General features: G+C 36.9%; 12 protein-coding genes. 2 read left to right on the top strand and 10 right to left on the bottom strand.

All coding sequences use genetic code 11. The annotated features are described in order from the left end of the window. Positions 1 to 59 precede the first annotated feature (59 nt). Positions 60 to 1,577 (top strand): glucose-6-phosphate dehydrogenase, encoded by a 1,518-nt coding sequence (zwf, locus tag BCR22_RS12965; protein WP_069655300.1) that lies wholly within the window; start codon positions 60 to 62, stop codon positions 1,575 to 1,577. 16 nt (positions 1,578 to 1,593) lie between these two features. Next, entirely contained in the window at positions 1,594 to 3,792 is a 2,199-nt protein-coding gene (locus BCR22_RS12960; protein ID WP_167351536.1) for a GH25 family lysozyme, read from the top strand. A 92-nt stretch (positions 3,793 to 3,884) separates the two neighbouring features. On the opposite strand, the gene ileS is transcribed toward BCR22_RS12960, so the two are convergent. The 10 genes from ileS to murG form a co-directional block, all read right to left on the bottom strand. After that, positions 3,885 to 6,674 (bottom strand): isoleucine--tRNA ligase, encoded by a 2,790-nt coding sequence (ileS, locus tag BCR22_RS12955; protein WP_069655299.1) that lies wholly within the window; start codon positions 6,672 to 6,674, stop codon positions 3,885 to 3,887. A gap of 420 nt (positions 6,675 to 7,094) precedes the next feature. Next, complete coding sequence (locus tag BCR22_RS12950) at positions 7,095 to 7,799, bottom strand: DivIVA domain-containing protein (protein WP_069655298.1); 705 nt, start codon at positions 7,797 to 7,799, stop codon at positions 7,095 to 7,097. 19 nt (positions 7,800 to 7,818) lie between these two features. After that, positions 7,819 to 8,601 carry a YlmH family RNA-binding protein gene (locus BCR22_RS12945; RefSeq protein WP_069655297.1) on the bottom strand — a complete coding sequence of 261 codons (783 nt, stop codon included), beginning with the start codon at positions 8,599 to 8,601 and terminating at the stop codon, positions 7,819 to 7,821. A gap of 22 nt (positions 8,602 to 8,623) precedes the next feature. Continuing rightward, complete coding sequence (locus BCR22_RS12940; protein ID WP_069655296.1) at positions 8,624 to 8,896, bottom strand: YggT family protein; 273 nt, start codon at positions 8,894 to 8,896, stop codon at positions 8,624 to 8,626. Positions 8,897 to 8,906: 10 nt separating this feature from the next. Next, positions 8,907 to 9,512 (bottom strand): cell division protein SepF, encoded by a 606-nt coding sequence (locus BCR22_RS12935; protein WP_069655295.1) that lies wholly within the window; start codon positions 9,510 to 9,512, stop codon positions 8,907 to 8,909. A gap of 13 nt (positions 9,513 to 9,525) precedes the next feature. Next, positions 9,526 to 10,203 carry a YggS family pyridoxal phosphate-dependent enzyme gene (locus tag BCR22_RS12930; RefSeq protein ID WP_069655294.1) on the bottom strand — a complete coding sequence of 226 codons (678 nt, stop codon included), beginning with the start codon at positions 10,201 to 10,203 and terminating at the stop codon, positions 9,526 to 9,528. Positions 10,204 to 10,218: 15 nt separating this feature from the next. Then, positions 10,219 to 11,469 (bottom strand): cell division protein FtsZ, encoded by a 1,251-nt coding sequence (gene ftsZ, locus BCR22_RS12925; protein WP_069655293.1) that lies wholly within the window; start codon positions 11,467 to 11,469, stop codon positions 10,219 to 10,221. Positions 11,470 to 11,495: 26 nt separating this feature from the next. Continuing rightward, positions 11,496 to 12,818 (bottom strand): cell division protein FtsA, encoded by a 1,323-nt coding sequence (ftsA, locus tag BCR22_RS12920; protein WP_069655292.1) that lies wholly within the window; start codon positions 12,816 to 12,818, stop codon positions 11,496 to 11,498. A 161-nt stretch (positions 12,819 to 12,979) separates the two neighbouring features. Continuing rightward, positions 12,980 to 13,933, bottom strand: coding sequence for a cell division protein FtsQ/DivIB (locus BCR22_RS12915; RefSeq protein WP_069655291.1), 954 nt, complete (start codon positions 13,931 to 13,933; stop codon positions 12,980 to 12,982). A 93-nt stretch (positions 13,934 to 14,026) separates the two neighbouring features. Beyond that, complete coding sequence (murG, locus tag BCR22_RS12910; protein ID WP_069655290.1) at positions 14,027 to 15,118, bottom strand: undecaprenyldiphospho-muramoylpentapeptide beta-N-acetylglucosaminyltransferase; 1,092 nt, start codon at positions 15,116 to 15,118, stop codon at positions 14,027 to 14,029.

Genomic DNA, 15,118 nt, shown 5'->3' with positions numbered 1-15,118 from the left:
ACGCGGCAGGTACAAAATTCCATAGGACCTAGCCTCCATCAAGAAAGCGGGGAAATGAAATGAATGAAAAGATCGCTCTATTTACTATATTTGGCGGTACTGGTGATTTAGCCAAAAGAAAACTTTATCCATCTTTATTCCATCTATATCGTAAAGGAAATTTAGCTGAACACTTCGCAGTGATCGGTACTGCAAGAAGAGAATGGTCTGACGAGCACTATCGTGAGATCGTTCGTGACACAATCAAAGACTTGGCTCCAACAGCTGAAGAAGCAGAGGCATTTTCAAGTCACTTCTACTATCAGTCCCACAATGTCAATGATTCTGAACACTACGATACCTTAAAAAAATTATCTGATACTCTAAACGATAAATACCAACTAGGTGGCAACCATATTTATTACTTAGCAATGGCGCCACAATTTTTTGGCACTATCGTACAACACTTGAAATCACAAGAAATTCTAACGGACAACGGTTTTGATCGTTTAGTCATAGAGAAACCATTTGGCTCAGATTATGACTCTGCTTATAAATTAAATGAAGAAATTCGTGCCGTTTTCCCAGAAAAAGATATTTTTAGAATCGATCATTACTTAGGAAAAGAAATGATCCAAAATATATCAGCGATTCGTTTTGCGAATAACATCTTTGAATCACAGTGGAATAATCGCTATATCGATAATGTACAGATTACCTTTGCTGAAAGTCTTGGTGTTGAAGACCGTGGTGGCTATTATGAACACAGTGGTGCCCTAAAAGATATGGTTCAAAATCATATCTTGCAAGTTGTTGCCTTATTAGCAATGGAGCCACCCGTTGCTTTTTCAGAAGCTGAAATTCGTGCAGAAAAAGTCAAGGCATTGCAAGCTATTCGTCTTTATTCAGAAAAAGAAGCATTACAACATTTTGTTCGCGGTCAATATGGTCAAGGCAAACTAGATGACCAAGTATTTGTTGGGTATCGTGAAGAACCTAATGTTGACGAACACTCTCAAACTGAAACCTTTGTCGCTGGTAAATTCCTGATCGATAATTTCCGTTGGTCTGGCGTTCCTTTTTATATCCGTACTGGCAAGCGTTTAACAGAAAAAGGGACACGGATCAACATCGTTTTCAAACAGGTCCCAGTGAATGTCTTCAAAGATGATGTTGACAAATGCGGTGAAAAGACCGATCTACCACCAAATGTCCTAACGATTTATATTCAACCAACTGAAGGTTTCTCTATGACACTAAATGGCAAAGAAATTGGTCAAGGCTTTACAACGACACCAGTAAAATTAGATTACCGTCACAGTGCAGAAACAACTGGCAATAGCCCAGAAGCTTATGAAAAACTATTATTGGATAGCTTGAACGGGGATGGCACAAACTTCTCTCACTGGGATGAAGTGGCTCAATCTTGGCGTATTGTCGATATCATTCGTCATGCTTGGGATAAAACATCTGTAGATTTCCCAAATTATGAAGCAGGTTCAATGGGACCTGATGCTGCATTTAAATTGTTAGAACAAGATGATTTCACTTGGGATTGGCAGCCTGATATTTGGTATCGTGAACGGGGAAAACTTTAAAATAATGGGGGAACTAATGAAAATAATAAAATTTAAAAGCACGATCCTTTGCGCCTTTACCGCATTGACCATCAGCATGAACTTACCAGCTTACGCAGAGGAAACTTCAAATGTAGACAGTTCAATTTCAAGTACACTCGAGTCGACTCAAAGTACAACAGAAACAAGTTCTAGTGTAGTTGAATCAACTGAAAGTAGTTCTGAAGTGAATTCTTCTACTGACTCTGTTGAAGTTGATTCTGAAGAGGAGACAACTCAAAGTTCTGTAACTGAACCTGATGAAACGCTCTATTTTGAAGATTATTATCTTCCATCAGGTCGATCAGATTCAACTCCTGTAGCGCGAAGTAGCAATCTACTTCGCAACTCTATGGATATTGTCTATGCTGGTGAAGCAAATAGACCTAAATCACATTTTATTGATATATCCTCTCACAATAGTTCAATATCTGTTGCTAATTTTAAAAAAATGAAAACATACGGCATTAAAGGTGTGGTTGTAAAACTTACTGAAGCGGATTATTATACTAATCCTTTTGCGCAAGAACAAATAAATAATGCTACAGCTGCTGGATTAAAAGTATCAGCCTATCATTATGCACATTACACAACAAGCAGCAGTGCTGCAAAAGAAGCGAATTACTTTGCTTCACTTGCTGACCGCTTCAAATTGCCAAAATCTACTATTATGGTTATTGATATTGAAGAAGGAAAAATGCTGAACTCTTCTTTAACGCCTAATACTACGACTTTTGTCAATACACTAAAATCTAAAGGGTACTCTAACCCCATGTATTACATGAATAGATCATACGCAACAAGCGGTTATTTTTCTGTGAGTAAGTTTGGGGCTAAAAATATGTGGGTTGCTCAATATCCATATACACCAACGGCTGCTATGAAATGGAATAATGAATTCTCTGCCTGGCAGTGGTCTTCTCAATATTACATTCCTGGAATTGCTCATCCTTTTGATATATCCATGGACTATTCTGGCTACCTTGAAAGCGGAGCTCAAGGAAGATGGCTCAGTGCTAATCAATATGTAACGATCACTAAAAAGAACTATTCAATTTGGTCAAACTTTAATTTTAACTCAACGACGAACTCTACAACAAAAGTTTACAATAAAACGTTTAAAGTCAACGGTAAGTATAAACATATGAATGGTGCTACATATTACTCACTTTATGATAATAACGGCAACTGGAAAGGTTACTTGAACGCAGAAGCAACGACTAACGCCTCTGGTCCTCAAGGAATTTGGTTAAGCGAAAATAAATATATTACCCTTACCAAAAAAGGACAAACCCTTTGGGGAGATATCAATAAATTCTCTAGCAAAAAAGGCAACTCAACTAACCTTTATCAACAAACATTCCAAGCTAAAGGGAAATACAATCATGTTTCAGGTGCTGTCTATTACTCACTTTACGACAATAAAGGAACATGGAGAGGCTATCTAAATTCTGCATTGGCTACAAGCGCTACTGGGGCTCAAGGAGCTTGGTTAAAAGAGAACAAGTACGTCACGCTTACTAAAAAAGGACAAACGTTGTGGGGAAATATCGATAAATTCTCTAGTAAAAAAGGCAACACTACGGCTCTTTATCAGCAAACGTTCCAAGTGAAAGGCAAGTATAAACATTTTTCTGGCGCCGTTTATTACTCTCTCTACGATAATAAAGGCAAATGGAAAGGGTATCTAAATTCTGCATTGGCTACAAGCGCTACAGGACCACAAGGGGCTTGGTTAAAAGAGAACAAGTATGTCACACTTACTAAAAAAGGACAAACACTGTGGGGAAATATTGATAAATTCTCTAGTAAGAAAGGCAATACCACTCCTCTTTATCAACAAACATTTCAAGTCAAAGGGAAATATAACCACGTTTCTGGCGCCGTCTATTACTCGCTCTATGATAATAAAGGAAAATGGAAAGGGTATTTAAATGCTGCTGGAGCAACAAGTGCTACTAGCGCTCAAGGAGCTTGGATAAAAACGAATAAGCAGGTAACTATCGAAAGAAAAAAATATACCGTCTGGGCAGATATCAATACCTTTTCTAAAAAGAAAGGCAACACGACTGACCTTTATAAAAAAAACTATCAGGTGCAAGGAATGTACAATCACTTTTCCGGTGCTGCCTACTATTCAATTTATGATAAAAATGGTACTTGGATAGGTTACTTAAATTCAAATGCTACTAAATAACTCTCATACATTGCGAAAAAGTTTTCAGTCTCTAAAACAAAAGAGTATTAAACAAAAATTGTTTAATACTCTTTTTATTGTTTTAACGATTTTTACGCTTCAAATCCTTCAGCAACAGCCTCAGGATAATTTTCTTCAACGATAGTGGCACAACGCCCACATAAATGCGGAAGTTTTTCATTTTCACCAACGTCTGTGCGCACGGCACGACAGCGTTCACACGTTTCCCCTGCTGCTTTTTCCACAAGAATCGACATATCCTCAAATTTTTCAACATTTTCAGGAATTTCAGCTGTTAAAGCCGCTACCTCAAAATCAGAAACAATCAATAATTGTGCGACATCTGCATCCACAGCTGTTAACAATTCTTTGATTTGTTCATTCGGATAAACCGTTACTTTCGCTTCTAACGATTTACCGATCAATTTAGAATTACGCGCTTCTTCCAACGCTTTTAAGACATTATCTCTAAAGTCCATGAACGCAGCCCAAGTATCTAATAATTCTTGTTGATTTGTAAACTCTTCATAACCTGGGAATTCAGCCAATTGAACATACTCTTCGTCTTCTTTCAAGAAGCTCCAGATTTCCTCGGATGTATGCGGAATAATTGGTGTTAACAATTTTGTTAATGAAACAGCTATTTGATAAAAGACTGTTTGCATACAACGTCTTTGGTAGTTATCTTCTGCTTCAATATACACTACATCTTTAGCAAAGTCTAAATAGAAAGAAGATAAGTCTACCGTTAAGAAATTCATCACTGAACGATAAATTTGCATGAAATTATATTTCTCATACCCTTTTTCACGAATTTCTTGGATTACTTGATTTAAACGAACCATCATATATTTATCCACAGAACGTAACTCTTCATACGCAACAGTATGTTCTTTGGGTTCAAAATCACTTGTGTTTGCTAATAAGAAGCGCATTGTATTACGGATTTTACGGTACACTTCAGACACTTGGTTTAAGATATCCATAGAAACGCGTACATCAGCTTCATAATCTACACTACTTACCCACAGGCGCAAAATATCCGCACCCATTTGTTTGATTACTTTATCTGGTAAAATTGTATTTCCCAATGATTTACTCATTTTACGGCCTTCGCCATCCAGCGTAAACCCTTGTGATAAAACAGCTTTATAAGGCGCTACACCATTGATAGCAACACTTGTTGTAATACTCGAATTAAACCAACCACGGTATTGATCAGAGCCTTCTAAATACATATCAGCTGGGAAAGTTAGTTCTGGACGTTGACGTAATACGGCTTCATGAGAAGAACCTGAGTCAAACCAAACATCCATGATATCATTTTCTTTTGTAAATTCACCATTTGGAGAACCTGGATGTGTATATCCTTCTGGCAATAATTCTTTTGCCTCACGTTTGAACCAGATATTTGATCCATGTTCAGCAAATAAAGTTGCCACATGTTCGATTGTTTCTGGTGTAATGATTGCTTCACCGTTTTCAGCGTAGAAAATTGGTAATGGTACGCCCCACGCACGTTGACGAGAAATTACCCAGTCACCACGATCACGAATCATGTTGTAAAGACGCGTTTTTCCCCAAGGAAGAATCCAATCCACTTTCTCAACTTCATCTAAGATATTTTGGCGGAATTTATCGATTGATGCAAACCATTGTGGTGTTGCACGATAAATGACAGGTTTCTTTGTACGCCAGTCATGTGGATAACTATGTGTAAAGAAATCCAATTTCAACAGCGCATCTTTTTCATCCAGTAAGGCCGTGATCATGGGGTTTGCTTTATCGTAGAAAACTCCTTCAAAGCCTGGTGCTTCATCTGTATACACCCCACGATTATCCACAGGTGAAAGAACGTCTAAATTGTATTTTTTCCCTACGATATAATCATCTTCACCATGTCCTGGAGCCGTATGAACTAACCCAGTACCTGCATCTAATGTTACATGATCCCCTAACATAACTAATGATGTCCGATCATAAAATGGATGCTGTGCTGTCATATATTCCATGTCTTTACCAGCAATTGTTTCAAGAACCTCAACGTCATCCCAACCGATTGCTTCTTTGACTGTCTCTAAAAGATCTTTAGCAACAACGTATTTTTTACCATAGGCTTTCACAACAACATATTGATACGCTGGATTCACGGAAATTCCTAAGTTTGCTGGAAGTGTCCAAGGTGTTGTCGTCCAGATTACAAATGACGTATCTGTATCTAAAATTCCTTTGCCATCTACTACTTTAAAAGCAACATAAATAGAAGCTGATTTAACATCTTTATATTCGATTTCTGCTTCCGCTAGTGACGACTCACTTGATGGAGACCAGTAAATTGGTTTCAATCCTTTATAGATATAGCCTTTTTCCGCCATTTTACCAAACACACGAATTTCAGCTGCCTCATAAGTTGGATCCAGTGTGATATAAGGATTTTCCCAATCTCCCGCAACCCCCAAACGTTTAAAATCAGCACGTTGAGTATCAACTTGCGAACGAGCATACTCTTCACATTTTTCGCGATATTCAGCTAAGGTCATTTCTTTTCTTTTAATCCCTTTATTTGTCAATACTTGTTCGATCGGCAATCCATGTGTATCCCAACCAGGAACGTAAGGTGAGCGGAATCCTGACATAGATTTTGAACGGATAATGATATCTTTACTAATTTTATTTAACGAATGACCTAGATGGATATTTCCATTGGCATATGGCGGTCCATCATGTAAAACAAATGTTGGTTTGCCTTCGTTTAATTCTTGACGTTTTTCGTAGATTTTTTTTTCTTCCCACTCTTTTTGCCATTCTACTTCACGATTTGGCAAATTCCCACGCATTGGAAAAGCTGTTTTTCCCAACTGTAATGTTTCTTTCATTTTCATTTTTATTTCCTCACTTTCGTTTATTGCTATTATTTATAAAATATTGATTGTGGATAAATTAATTATTGTGTAGTCCAAATCATCTACTCTGGCAGAACCAATCGTAGTCTTTCAATTCTTAGTGCTTTAGCGCTTAGAAATTGATGAGATCGAAACGAAGTGTAGTGATTCTTAGCAAAATAAAAAGCACCTTCATCCCAAGGGACGAAAGTACTCGCGTTACCACCCAAATTTAAAATAATCGATCAACTCAATTATTTCCTCTGTTAATTGGTAACGAAATCACTCGTCAAGTTTTACTTTATTCAAACTTGAAGTAAAATAGAGGATCTTTTCAATACCAGGGTCTGTCAAACTTTCACTATCATTGACTCGCTAAAAGAATGGTTATTGACTTTTCTGTTCTATTTATCTACAGAATTATTTAGGATCTTGATTTAATAAATCAAGCATTGCTTTTGGATCAATTGCAGCTTTTTCAAGTGTAGGTTGTTCTTCTGTTACAATCGGTTCTGTAGCAACATCATCGCTTTTATCAAGTTCTTGTGCTAAAACTTCTTTAATAACAGTATGTGAGTCACTTACGTAACTTGAGAAGGGTTTTAATAGTTCATTCCATTCTTCACTCTTCACCTGTTCCAGTTGTGCTTCTAACATTAAGCTTAAACGTTGATGGAAGACACGTGTTTTCTTCTTCAAATCATCGGTTTCAGCAGCTAATTGACGTGCACGGTCCGTTGCGTCAGTTAGAATTTCTTTTGCTTTTTCTTCTGCAGACGTAATAAGATTGCTTGAACGTTTTTCAGCAGAAGAAATCATTTCATTTGCTGTATTTTCAGCAGAAGTAACGATTACTTCTGACTCTTTGTTCGCACTCGTTTTTACTTTATCAGCAGTGTCTTGTGCTACAATAATAGATTGATTCAATGCATCTTTTAATTCATTGAAATATTGTAATTTTTCTTCTGCGTGTTTTAATGATTTTTCAAGCTCACGTGTTTTTTGAAGAGAATCTTCATAATCTTTCGTTACTTGATCTAAGAAATCATCGACATCATCTTGGTTGTACCCTCTCATTTTTGTAGAGAAGTTCTTATTTTGAATATCTAATGGAGTTAATGCCATATTCCTTCACCTCTTTGGATTATTTTCGTAGAACTCCCAGTAACAAACGAAACTTGTCCTTTTTCGTCTTCCCCTCTAACTCTTGAATTTGGATTCGCCCAAACCCTCTAATAGATACAATATCTAATAAATCTACTAAAAAATCTGGTCTTGTATTTTCTGTCCAATTCACTTTGACTTTTCCAGATTCGATCAATTGTTTTGATCTCTGTCTAGATATATTATATACGCTAGAGATCAAATTATCCAGACGTAACGAACTTATTGTTGTCCGCTCATGCATCCAATCATCTTTAGGAAGAATCATCTCTGTATATTTTCTTTTTTCTACTCTTACTGATATTTTCCCGATTTTTTCTACCTGATTTTCAACGAAATTTGCTATTTCTTTAGCAATAAAAACTTGCCATTGATTGCCATCAGAAATAATATCGCCAAAATAATCCCGTTTGATCCCAGTGTTGACTAAGGTACCCAATACCTTACCGTGGGATAATGTGGAAAACTTTACAGGATAAACGATTTCTAATAATTCTACTTCGAAATCTTCTTCCTTTGGTTCGTAATAATCAGGAAAAATCAAACAGCGTCTTCGTTCAGCTTGTCCATATCCACCATAAAACTGAAATTCAAGTTCACTATTTTGACGAATCAACGTCTCTAAGATGTATGCTTGCCTCGGATCTAAGAAATCCGATAAGTAAGGAGCGTACTGACTTTCAACTTGCTCCAACCAATCACCAACGGAATCAATAAAAGGATGCTCATCTTTGCGAAAATGTTGATACACATTTGCGTTCATAGATAAATCATCCTTTCTTTTATTAATACAAGATTAGTTGTAAAATTCGTCCCAGTCCACTCGCGGCTAAATTCAACACAATGATTGCAATCATTACATTAAAACCAACCATACCTATTCTCAAATTTAATCGATCAAATAAGCTTAAGTAAGGTTCGGAAATTCTTGAAATCAAACGACCAAACGTAGAATCATAAGCTCCTGGAAACCAAGATAATAGTGCATATATGATTAAAACGCCTGAATAGATTTGAACACCTTTGTATAATAGAAATATAAATAGAGCGATACTCATTACCTCCTAACTAGAAATCAAACATTTGTTTCTTAGCTAACGATTGTGCTGTAGCACTATCGATTTCTATGTTTGACGGCGTACAAAGAAAAATTTCATCGCCTACTCGTTGAATGTCTCCATCTAATGCATAAACAGTTCCTGTAAGAAAGTCCACAATTCTTCTTGCTTGATTTTCTTCCACTAAATGAAAATTAATCAACACAGCGTCACTTGCAATAATATGTTTAGCGATATTCATTGCTTCAGAATAAACTCTTGGTTCAATAATCGTGATTTTTCCTGGTTTAACTGAACTATGTGTTTCTTGCGAACGTTTAGAATTTGAGTTATTAGAACTACGCATGGAGACAACCTTTTGCTCATTAAATGCTGTTTCCTGACGGCTTTCTTTCTTATCTTGTTGTGTTTCTGTTGAACGATAACGAGCAGATGGTTTTTCGGTTAAAGGCTCAGTTACAGTCGGTCTTTGTACCTGTGCTTGTGATTGTCGAACCGCCTGTCTGGGCTGTTCATTCACAACCTTTTGCTCTTCGTATTCATCATAATTATCATATTCATCTTCACCAGATAATCCAAAAAAGCTCGATAACGCATTTTTACTAAAAATTGACATAGATTCCCCTCCTTTACGCACCTCTGAAAATTGCTGTTCCGATTCGTACAAAAGTTGCACCTTCTTCAATAGCAATTGAGAAATCATTACTCATTCCCATGCTAAGCTCTGTACATGGTGCATATGACAGATGCTGATTATTTACTGCTAGTTGCAATTTTTTCAACTTAGAAAACACTTCGTGAAGAACTTGCTCTGAAGCATTCAACGGCGCCATAGTCATTAACCCTACGACTTTGATTTTATCAAATGCTGCTAATTGCTGAATAAACGCGATAACATCATCTGAATTTAATCCGTGCTTACTTTCTTCGCCAGTAACATTCACCTCAACGAAACAGGCAAGTTGCTTCTCAGCTCGTTTTTGGATTTCTTCGGCTAATTTCAAACTGTCCAAAGCGTGAAAATAATCTATCTCATTTATTATTGATTTTACCTTCCTACGCTGTAAATTACCAATCAAATGCCACTTAATAGATGGAAAGTTTTTAAGTGCTATTTTTTTCTCTAGTAACTTATCGACTCGGTTCTCAGCCATATTCTCAATACCAAGTTCAGCAAGCTCCTTGGCAATGTCTTTTTCCACTGATTTGGTTACGGCAATCATTGTTATATCATTGTCTGAACGAGCTGCTTTTTGGCATGCAAGCTGAATGTCTTGATTTATTTTTTCTATGTTATCAACAAGCATGCTTAAAAATCGCTCCTATCTTTTTCTGCGGAAAAATGGTGGTGTATTTAATTCATCGTCATTATTTTGTGATGGCTCTTCACGATGAAATGTTTCAAAATCTTTTTTCTCAACATTTTCAAATGTTGTATCTTCAACTTTTGGTCGTACGTTTTGCTCACGTCGGATATCCCAATCACCAAAAGCACTTGTCTCTTCTTGAGGTTGCGGTTGTGACGGTTTTGATTGTTCCATATCCAAAACGGGTGCTTGTTGCACTGTTTGGATTTGTGTAGGTCTGCTTTGACGTTGTGATTTACGATCTTTTTTTGAAGGATCGATTCCTGTCGCAATAACAGTAACACGAATTTCGTCGCCTAGATCTTCATTGATTGACGTACCTAGAATAATATTTACATCACCAGTTGCGGCACTTGTCACGATATCAGAAGCATCTTGTGCTTCAAACAATGTCATATCTAAACCACCCGTGATATTTAGCAATACTTGTTCAGCGCCATCAATAGATGTTTCTAATAATGGAGAAGAAATAGCTTTTTTAGTTGCTTCGATAACACGGTCTTCACCGCTAGCAACACCGATCCCCATTAAAGCAGTGCCTTGGTTTTCCATTACAGTCTTCACATCGGCAAAGTCCAAGTTAACATAGCCTGGAGCTGTAATTAAATCTGAAATACCTTGTACGCCTTGGCGTAATACATTATCTGCTTCACGGAATGCTTCAAGCATTGGTGTCTTTTTATCTACAACTTCTAATAGACGATTGTTTGAGATAATCAATAATGTATCGACATTTTCTTTTAAAAGAGCAATTCCTTCAGCTGCGTAGCGTCCGCGTTTTGGTCCTTCAAAGCTAAATGGTCTTGTGACAACACCAACTGTTAATGCACCTAATTCTTTTGCGATTTTAGCAACAACAGGAGCAGCTCCTGTTCCTGTTCCGCCGCCCATTCCAGCAGTGATAAAGATCATGTCAGCACCTTGTAAGGCATCTGAGATTACTTGTTCACTTTCTTCTGCTGATTTTTGGCCAACTTCGGGTTGAGATCCTGCACCTAAACCACGTGTATACTTAGGTCCAAGTTGGATCACTGTTTCTGCTTTTGAGTTTTTGAGAGCTTGTACATCTGTATTTGCAGCGATAAATTCAACGCCTTTGACGTTTTCATCGATCATGCGATTAACAGCATTGCCGCCACCGCCGCCTACACCGATAACTTTAATGACAGCGCCATTGTTAATGTTATTGTCTAAAGAAAATTCCATAGTATCGTTTCCTCCTGTTTGAATTGTTAGTCAAAAATGTTTGAGAAGAAGTCTTTTATTTTACCTGTAACTTTTTCACCAGATTCGTGAATTTCAGAATCGTCGTAATCATCTTGAGTTGTATCTGTATAAGTATCATATTGTACTTCTTGTTGAACTGCAATTGGCTGTGATGACTTGATCTTTTCGCCTGGAATCGCACCCTTGGCAATATGATAAATGTCATTCAGCTGAGCAGAATATTCTACAATACTGATCACATTTGTAAAGACTGGGTTACGTAATCCCATATGGTTCGGTACATATAGTTTCACACTTGCATCAAAAATTTCTTGTGCTAAATCAACGACACCCGGAAGGCTTGCGCCACCGCCAGTTAAAATTACTCCACCAGGAAGTTCTAAAGCATCGATTTCGTCTAATACTTCTTTAGATTTCTTAAAGATTTGTTCAACTCTCGCTTCAATCACTTCGGAAAGATAACGTTCATCAACTTTTACAGGTTCAGACTTACCAATCACATCTACTGGAAATTCTTCACTTACTGATGTTCGTTCAGGATAAGCATCACCATAATTGATTTTTAGTGCTTCCGCGTTATTAAATGATGTATTCAATACGATCGAAACATCTTTAGTGACAAACTCTCCACCTTCTTGGTTTACATGAGTAAATTTCAATTGTTTATCATGCATCACAGATGTTGTTGTTTGTCCGCCACCCATGTCAATCACGATAGTACCAAAATCTTTTTCACCATCAGAAAGAACTGTTTCAGTTAGGGCTAATGGCATTATCACTAATTCATTAACTATTAAGCCTGCTTTTTCAACGCATTTTCTAGTATTGTGAATAATTGTTTTCGGACCTGTAAAGACCACTCCGAACATTTCTAAGCGAACGCCAATCATTCCCCGTGGATCTTTAATCCCTTCGAATCCATCCACCGTGAATTCTTGAGGCAAGATTGCTACGATTTGACGTTCAGGAGGAGTTGAACGAACCAGAGCTGCAGATGCTACGTTTCTTACATCTTCATCAGTGATTTCTTTTGACTCACTACTTACAGCGATCATTCCTTGGCAATTTTCAACTTCAAGTAAGTTTGCTGGTAACCCCACATTCACACTTTTAATTTGAATTCCCGCTTTTTCTTCTGCTTGTTTTACTGCTCTTTGAATCGCATTAACTGTTTTATCTATATCGACAATGATCCCTCGATTTAATCCATCAGATTTTGCGTTTCCTACGCCGATGATATTCATTTGACCTTCGATAAACTCAGCAACTACAACTTTCACTGATGTTGTACCGATATCAAGGCCTACATACATTCCTGTCTTTGCCATGAATGGGGTTCCTCCTCCTATTAATTCCAATATGTAAGCGGGCAAAAAACACCTGTTTACATATATATTTTTTATGAATACTCACTTCTTTCAATTTTACCATAAACATAGGCTTTTTAGAAAGTAGATTCTACTAATTTGTTGTTTTATTTTTTTTTATATTATTCTAAGACCTGTGAAGATTCTTCCACACTTTCTTCTGTCTCCTCATTCTTAAATGGATATGAGAAGATTCCCACTTCCATATCGATGATTCCTGGTTTCTCCATTTGGCTCGCTACCTTGCTATAATACGCCATTTTCTCATCTAATTGAGAGATATTTACGATTACTTCATTGGCATCTTTCATATTAATATTAATCAACTCTTTGTTTGCTTTTGATGGAGCATAACGAATTTCCGAGATATTTTGTTTCAATTCCTCAGGCAGTTTGTTATAAGAATTCATTAAATTTTTTATGATCGACTGATCTTTGAAGTTTAGAAAAATGGGCATACCACTTATAGGTGCTTTCATCTCTTCAGGTAAAATTTTCCCATTTTCTAAAATCGGATGATAATTAGGATGAACAGATTCTAAAGCAACTACTTTATATTCTTCAATTTTTATATTGAATGAATTGATCCCACTTAATGAAATCGTTGCTTTTTTTACACGAGGGATTTGACGCTTGATCTTATCTTCATAAATTTTTCTATCCCCAAACTGTTCCCACAAACTTTGGTCCTTCTCTAATTTAGACTGAGCAATGATCTCTTGACTATTAACATCTTTAGTTCCTGTCACACTAATCTTACCTAACTTACTAAGTGGCGAAACAAAATAAAGTACAATGAGAATTGCTATCAAAAAGACTGAAACGATCAATGTCAATCTACGAAACAATCGTGTATTTCGTACTTTTTTTATTTTTGGTAAGCGGTCTGCAAAAGATTCGTAAGTTTTCTTTTGTTTTACTTCCGACTCCTCTGAAGGCGTTTCGTCGTCTGTTTCAGTGTTTTCATCTTCAACAGGCTCTTCTTCTTTTTCATCTGAAACCACAGAAGGGTTCCATACTGGCTTGTCGCCTTGCTTTTTTAAATATTCTAGATTTTCTTTTTGCCATGGGGTCAGATTTTGCTCATCTATTTGTTCAGAATTATCTAATTTTTGGTCTTCTTGACCCCCTGAATTGTCTTTTTTCTTACTAATCTTTTACACCTCCTATCAAGTTATCTCTTTCACCACTTTGTACAGTCTTTCACCGGCATCTGGAATTCCTTCTTTTTTAGAAGCCTTAGCCATAGATTGATGGCGGGATTCATTTAACAAAATTTCATCGATTGTTGTTGCTAGATTAGAACCAGTAAGTTCTTTGTCCGCGATCATCTCAACTGCTCCAGATTTGACTAAACTTTGGGCATTCTTTGTTTGATGATCATTTGTGACGTATGGACTTGGTACTAAAATCGCAGGTAATCCTAACGCTGTAAATTCTGCGATAGAGGTCGCTCCAGCCCGTCCAACCATTAAATCTGCTGCGGCTAAAACCTCAGCCATTTTATCAATATAAGGCTGAATACTGATGTTTGTCAATTTTTTTTCTGAAAGTTTTAATGTTTCTTGTAATTCTTTATAATATCGCTCGCCTGATGCGTATAGAACTTGATACTCACGCTGTTCAAATAGAGAGAAGGCTTCAATGAACGCTTGATTTATTTTCAATGCACCACGGCTTCCACCAAAAATTACGACTGTTTTTTTGTTAGGGTCTAGTCCATATTCTTTTAAAACATCCGTTTTCTCGATCATCACGACTTCTTGAGCTCTTGGATTCCCTGTCAAAACGACCTTATCTTTAGGAAAATATTCAGCAACATCAGGAAAACAAATGGCTACTTTAGTCGCATATTTACTTAAAAACTTGTTTGTCATTCCAGGTATACTATTTTGCTCATGTATGATGGTTGGGATGTTTAACTGCTTTGCAGCATAGACCACCGAACCTGAGACATAGCCACCTGTTCCAATGACAACATCAGGTTGAAACTCTTTAATAATTTTTTTAGCTTTTCCGATACTGTTTAGGAAAAGATAGACTGTTTTAATATTCTGAGGACTGAGCGAACGACGAAACCCTTGGATTCTGATCGTTTCAAACGGAATATTGTATTTTGGCACAATTTTGCTTTCTAGGCCTATTTGTGTTCCAACGTACATGAACTCAGTATCAGGATTTATTTGTTTCATATAGTTCACAAAGGCTAAAGCTGGATAAATGTGTCCACCTGTTCCGCCGCCGGTTATTAATATCTTCAT

It is taken from the genome of Enterococcus plantarum, from assembly GCF_001730295.1.
GTDB lineage: Bacteria > Bacillota > Bacilli > Lactobacillales > Enterococcaceae > Enterococcus_L > Enterococcus_L plantarum.
The sequence above is the reverse complement of the archived record's forward strand: the minus strand, read 5'-3'. Positions and strand labels throughout refer to the sequence as shown.

Excerpts from the sequence above, each read along its gene's own strand:
- zwf (WP_069655300.1), top strand. The coding sequence starts at position 60 with ATGAATGAAAAGATCGCTCTATTTACTATATTTGGCGGTACTGGTGAT.
- BCR22_RS12960 (WP_167351536.1), top strand. The coding sequence starts at position 1,594 with ATGAAAATAATAAAATTTAAAAGCACGATCCTTTGCGCCTTTACCGCA.
- ileS (WP_069655299.1), bottom strand. The coding sequence starts at position 6,674 with ATGAAAATGAAAGAAACATTACAGTTGGGAAAAACAGCTTTTCCAATG.
- BCR22_RS12950 (WP_069655298.1), bottom strand. The coding sequence starts at position 7,799 with ATGGCATTAACTCCATTAGATATTCAAAATAAGAACTTCTCTACAAAA.
- BCR22_RS12945 (WP_069655297.1), bottom strand. The coding sequence starts at position 8,601 with ATGAACGCAAATGTGTATCAACATTTTCGCAAAGATGAGCATCCTTTT.
- BCR22_RS12940 (WP_069655296.1), bottom strand. The coding sequence starts at position 8,896 with ATGAGTATCGCTCTATTTATATTTCTATTATACAAAGGTGTTCAAATC.
- BCR22_RS12935 (WP_069655295.1), bottom strand. The coding sequence starts at position 9,512 with ATGTCAATTTTTAGTAAAAATGCGTTATCGAGCTTTTTTGGATTATCT.
- BCR22_RS12930 (WP_069655294.1), bottom strand. The coding sequence starts at position 10,203 with ATGCTTGTTGATAACATAGAAAAAATAAATCAAGACATTCAGCTTGCA.
- ftsZ (WP_069655293.1), bottom strand. The coding sequence starts at position 11,469 with ATGGAATTTTCTTTAGACAATAACATTAACAATGGCGCTGTCATTAAA.
- ftsA (WP_069655292.1), bottom strand. The coding sequence starts at position 12,818 with ATGGCAAAGACAGGAATGTATGTAGGCCTTGATATCGGTACAACATCA.
- murG (WP_069655290.1), bottom strand. The coding sequence starts at position 15,118 with ATGAAGATATTAATAACCGGCGGCGGAACAGGTGGACACATTTATCCA.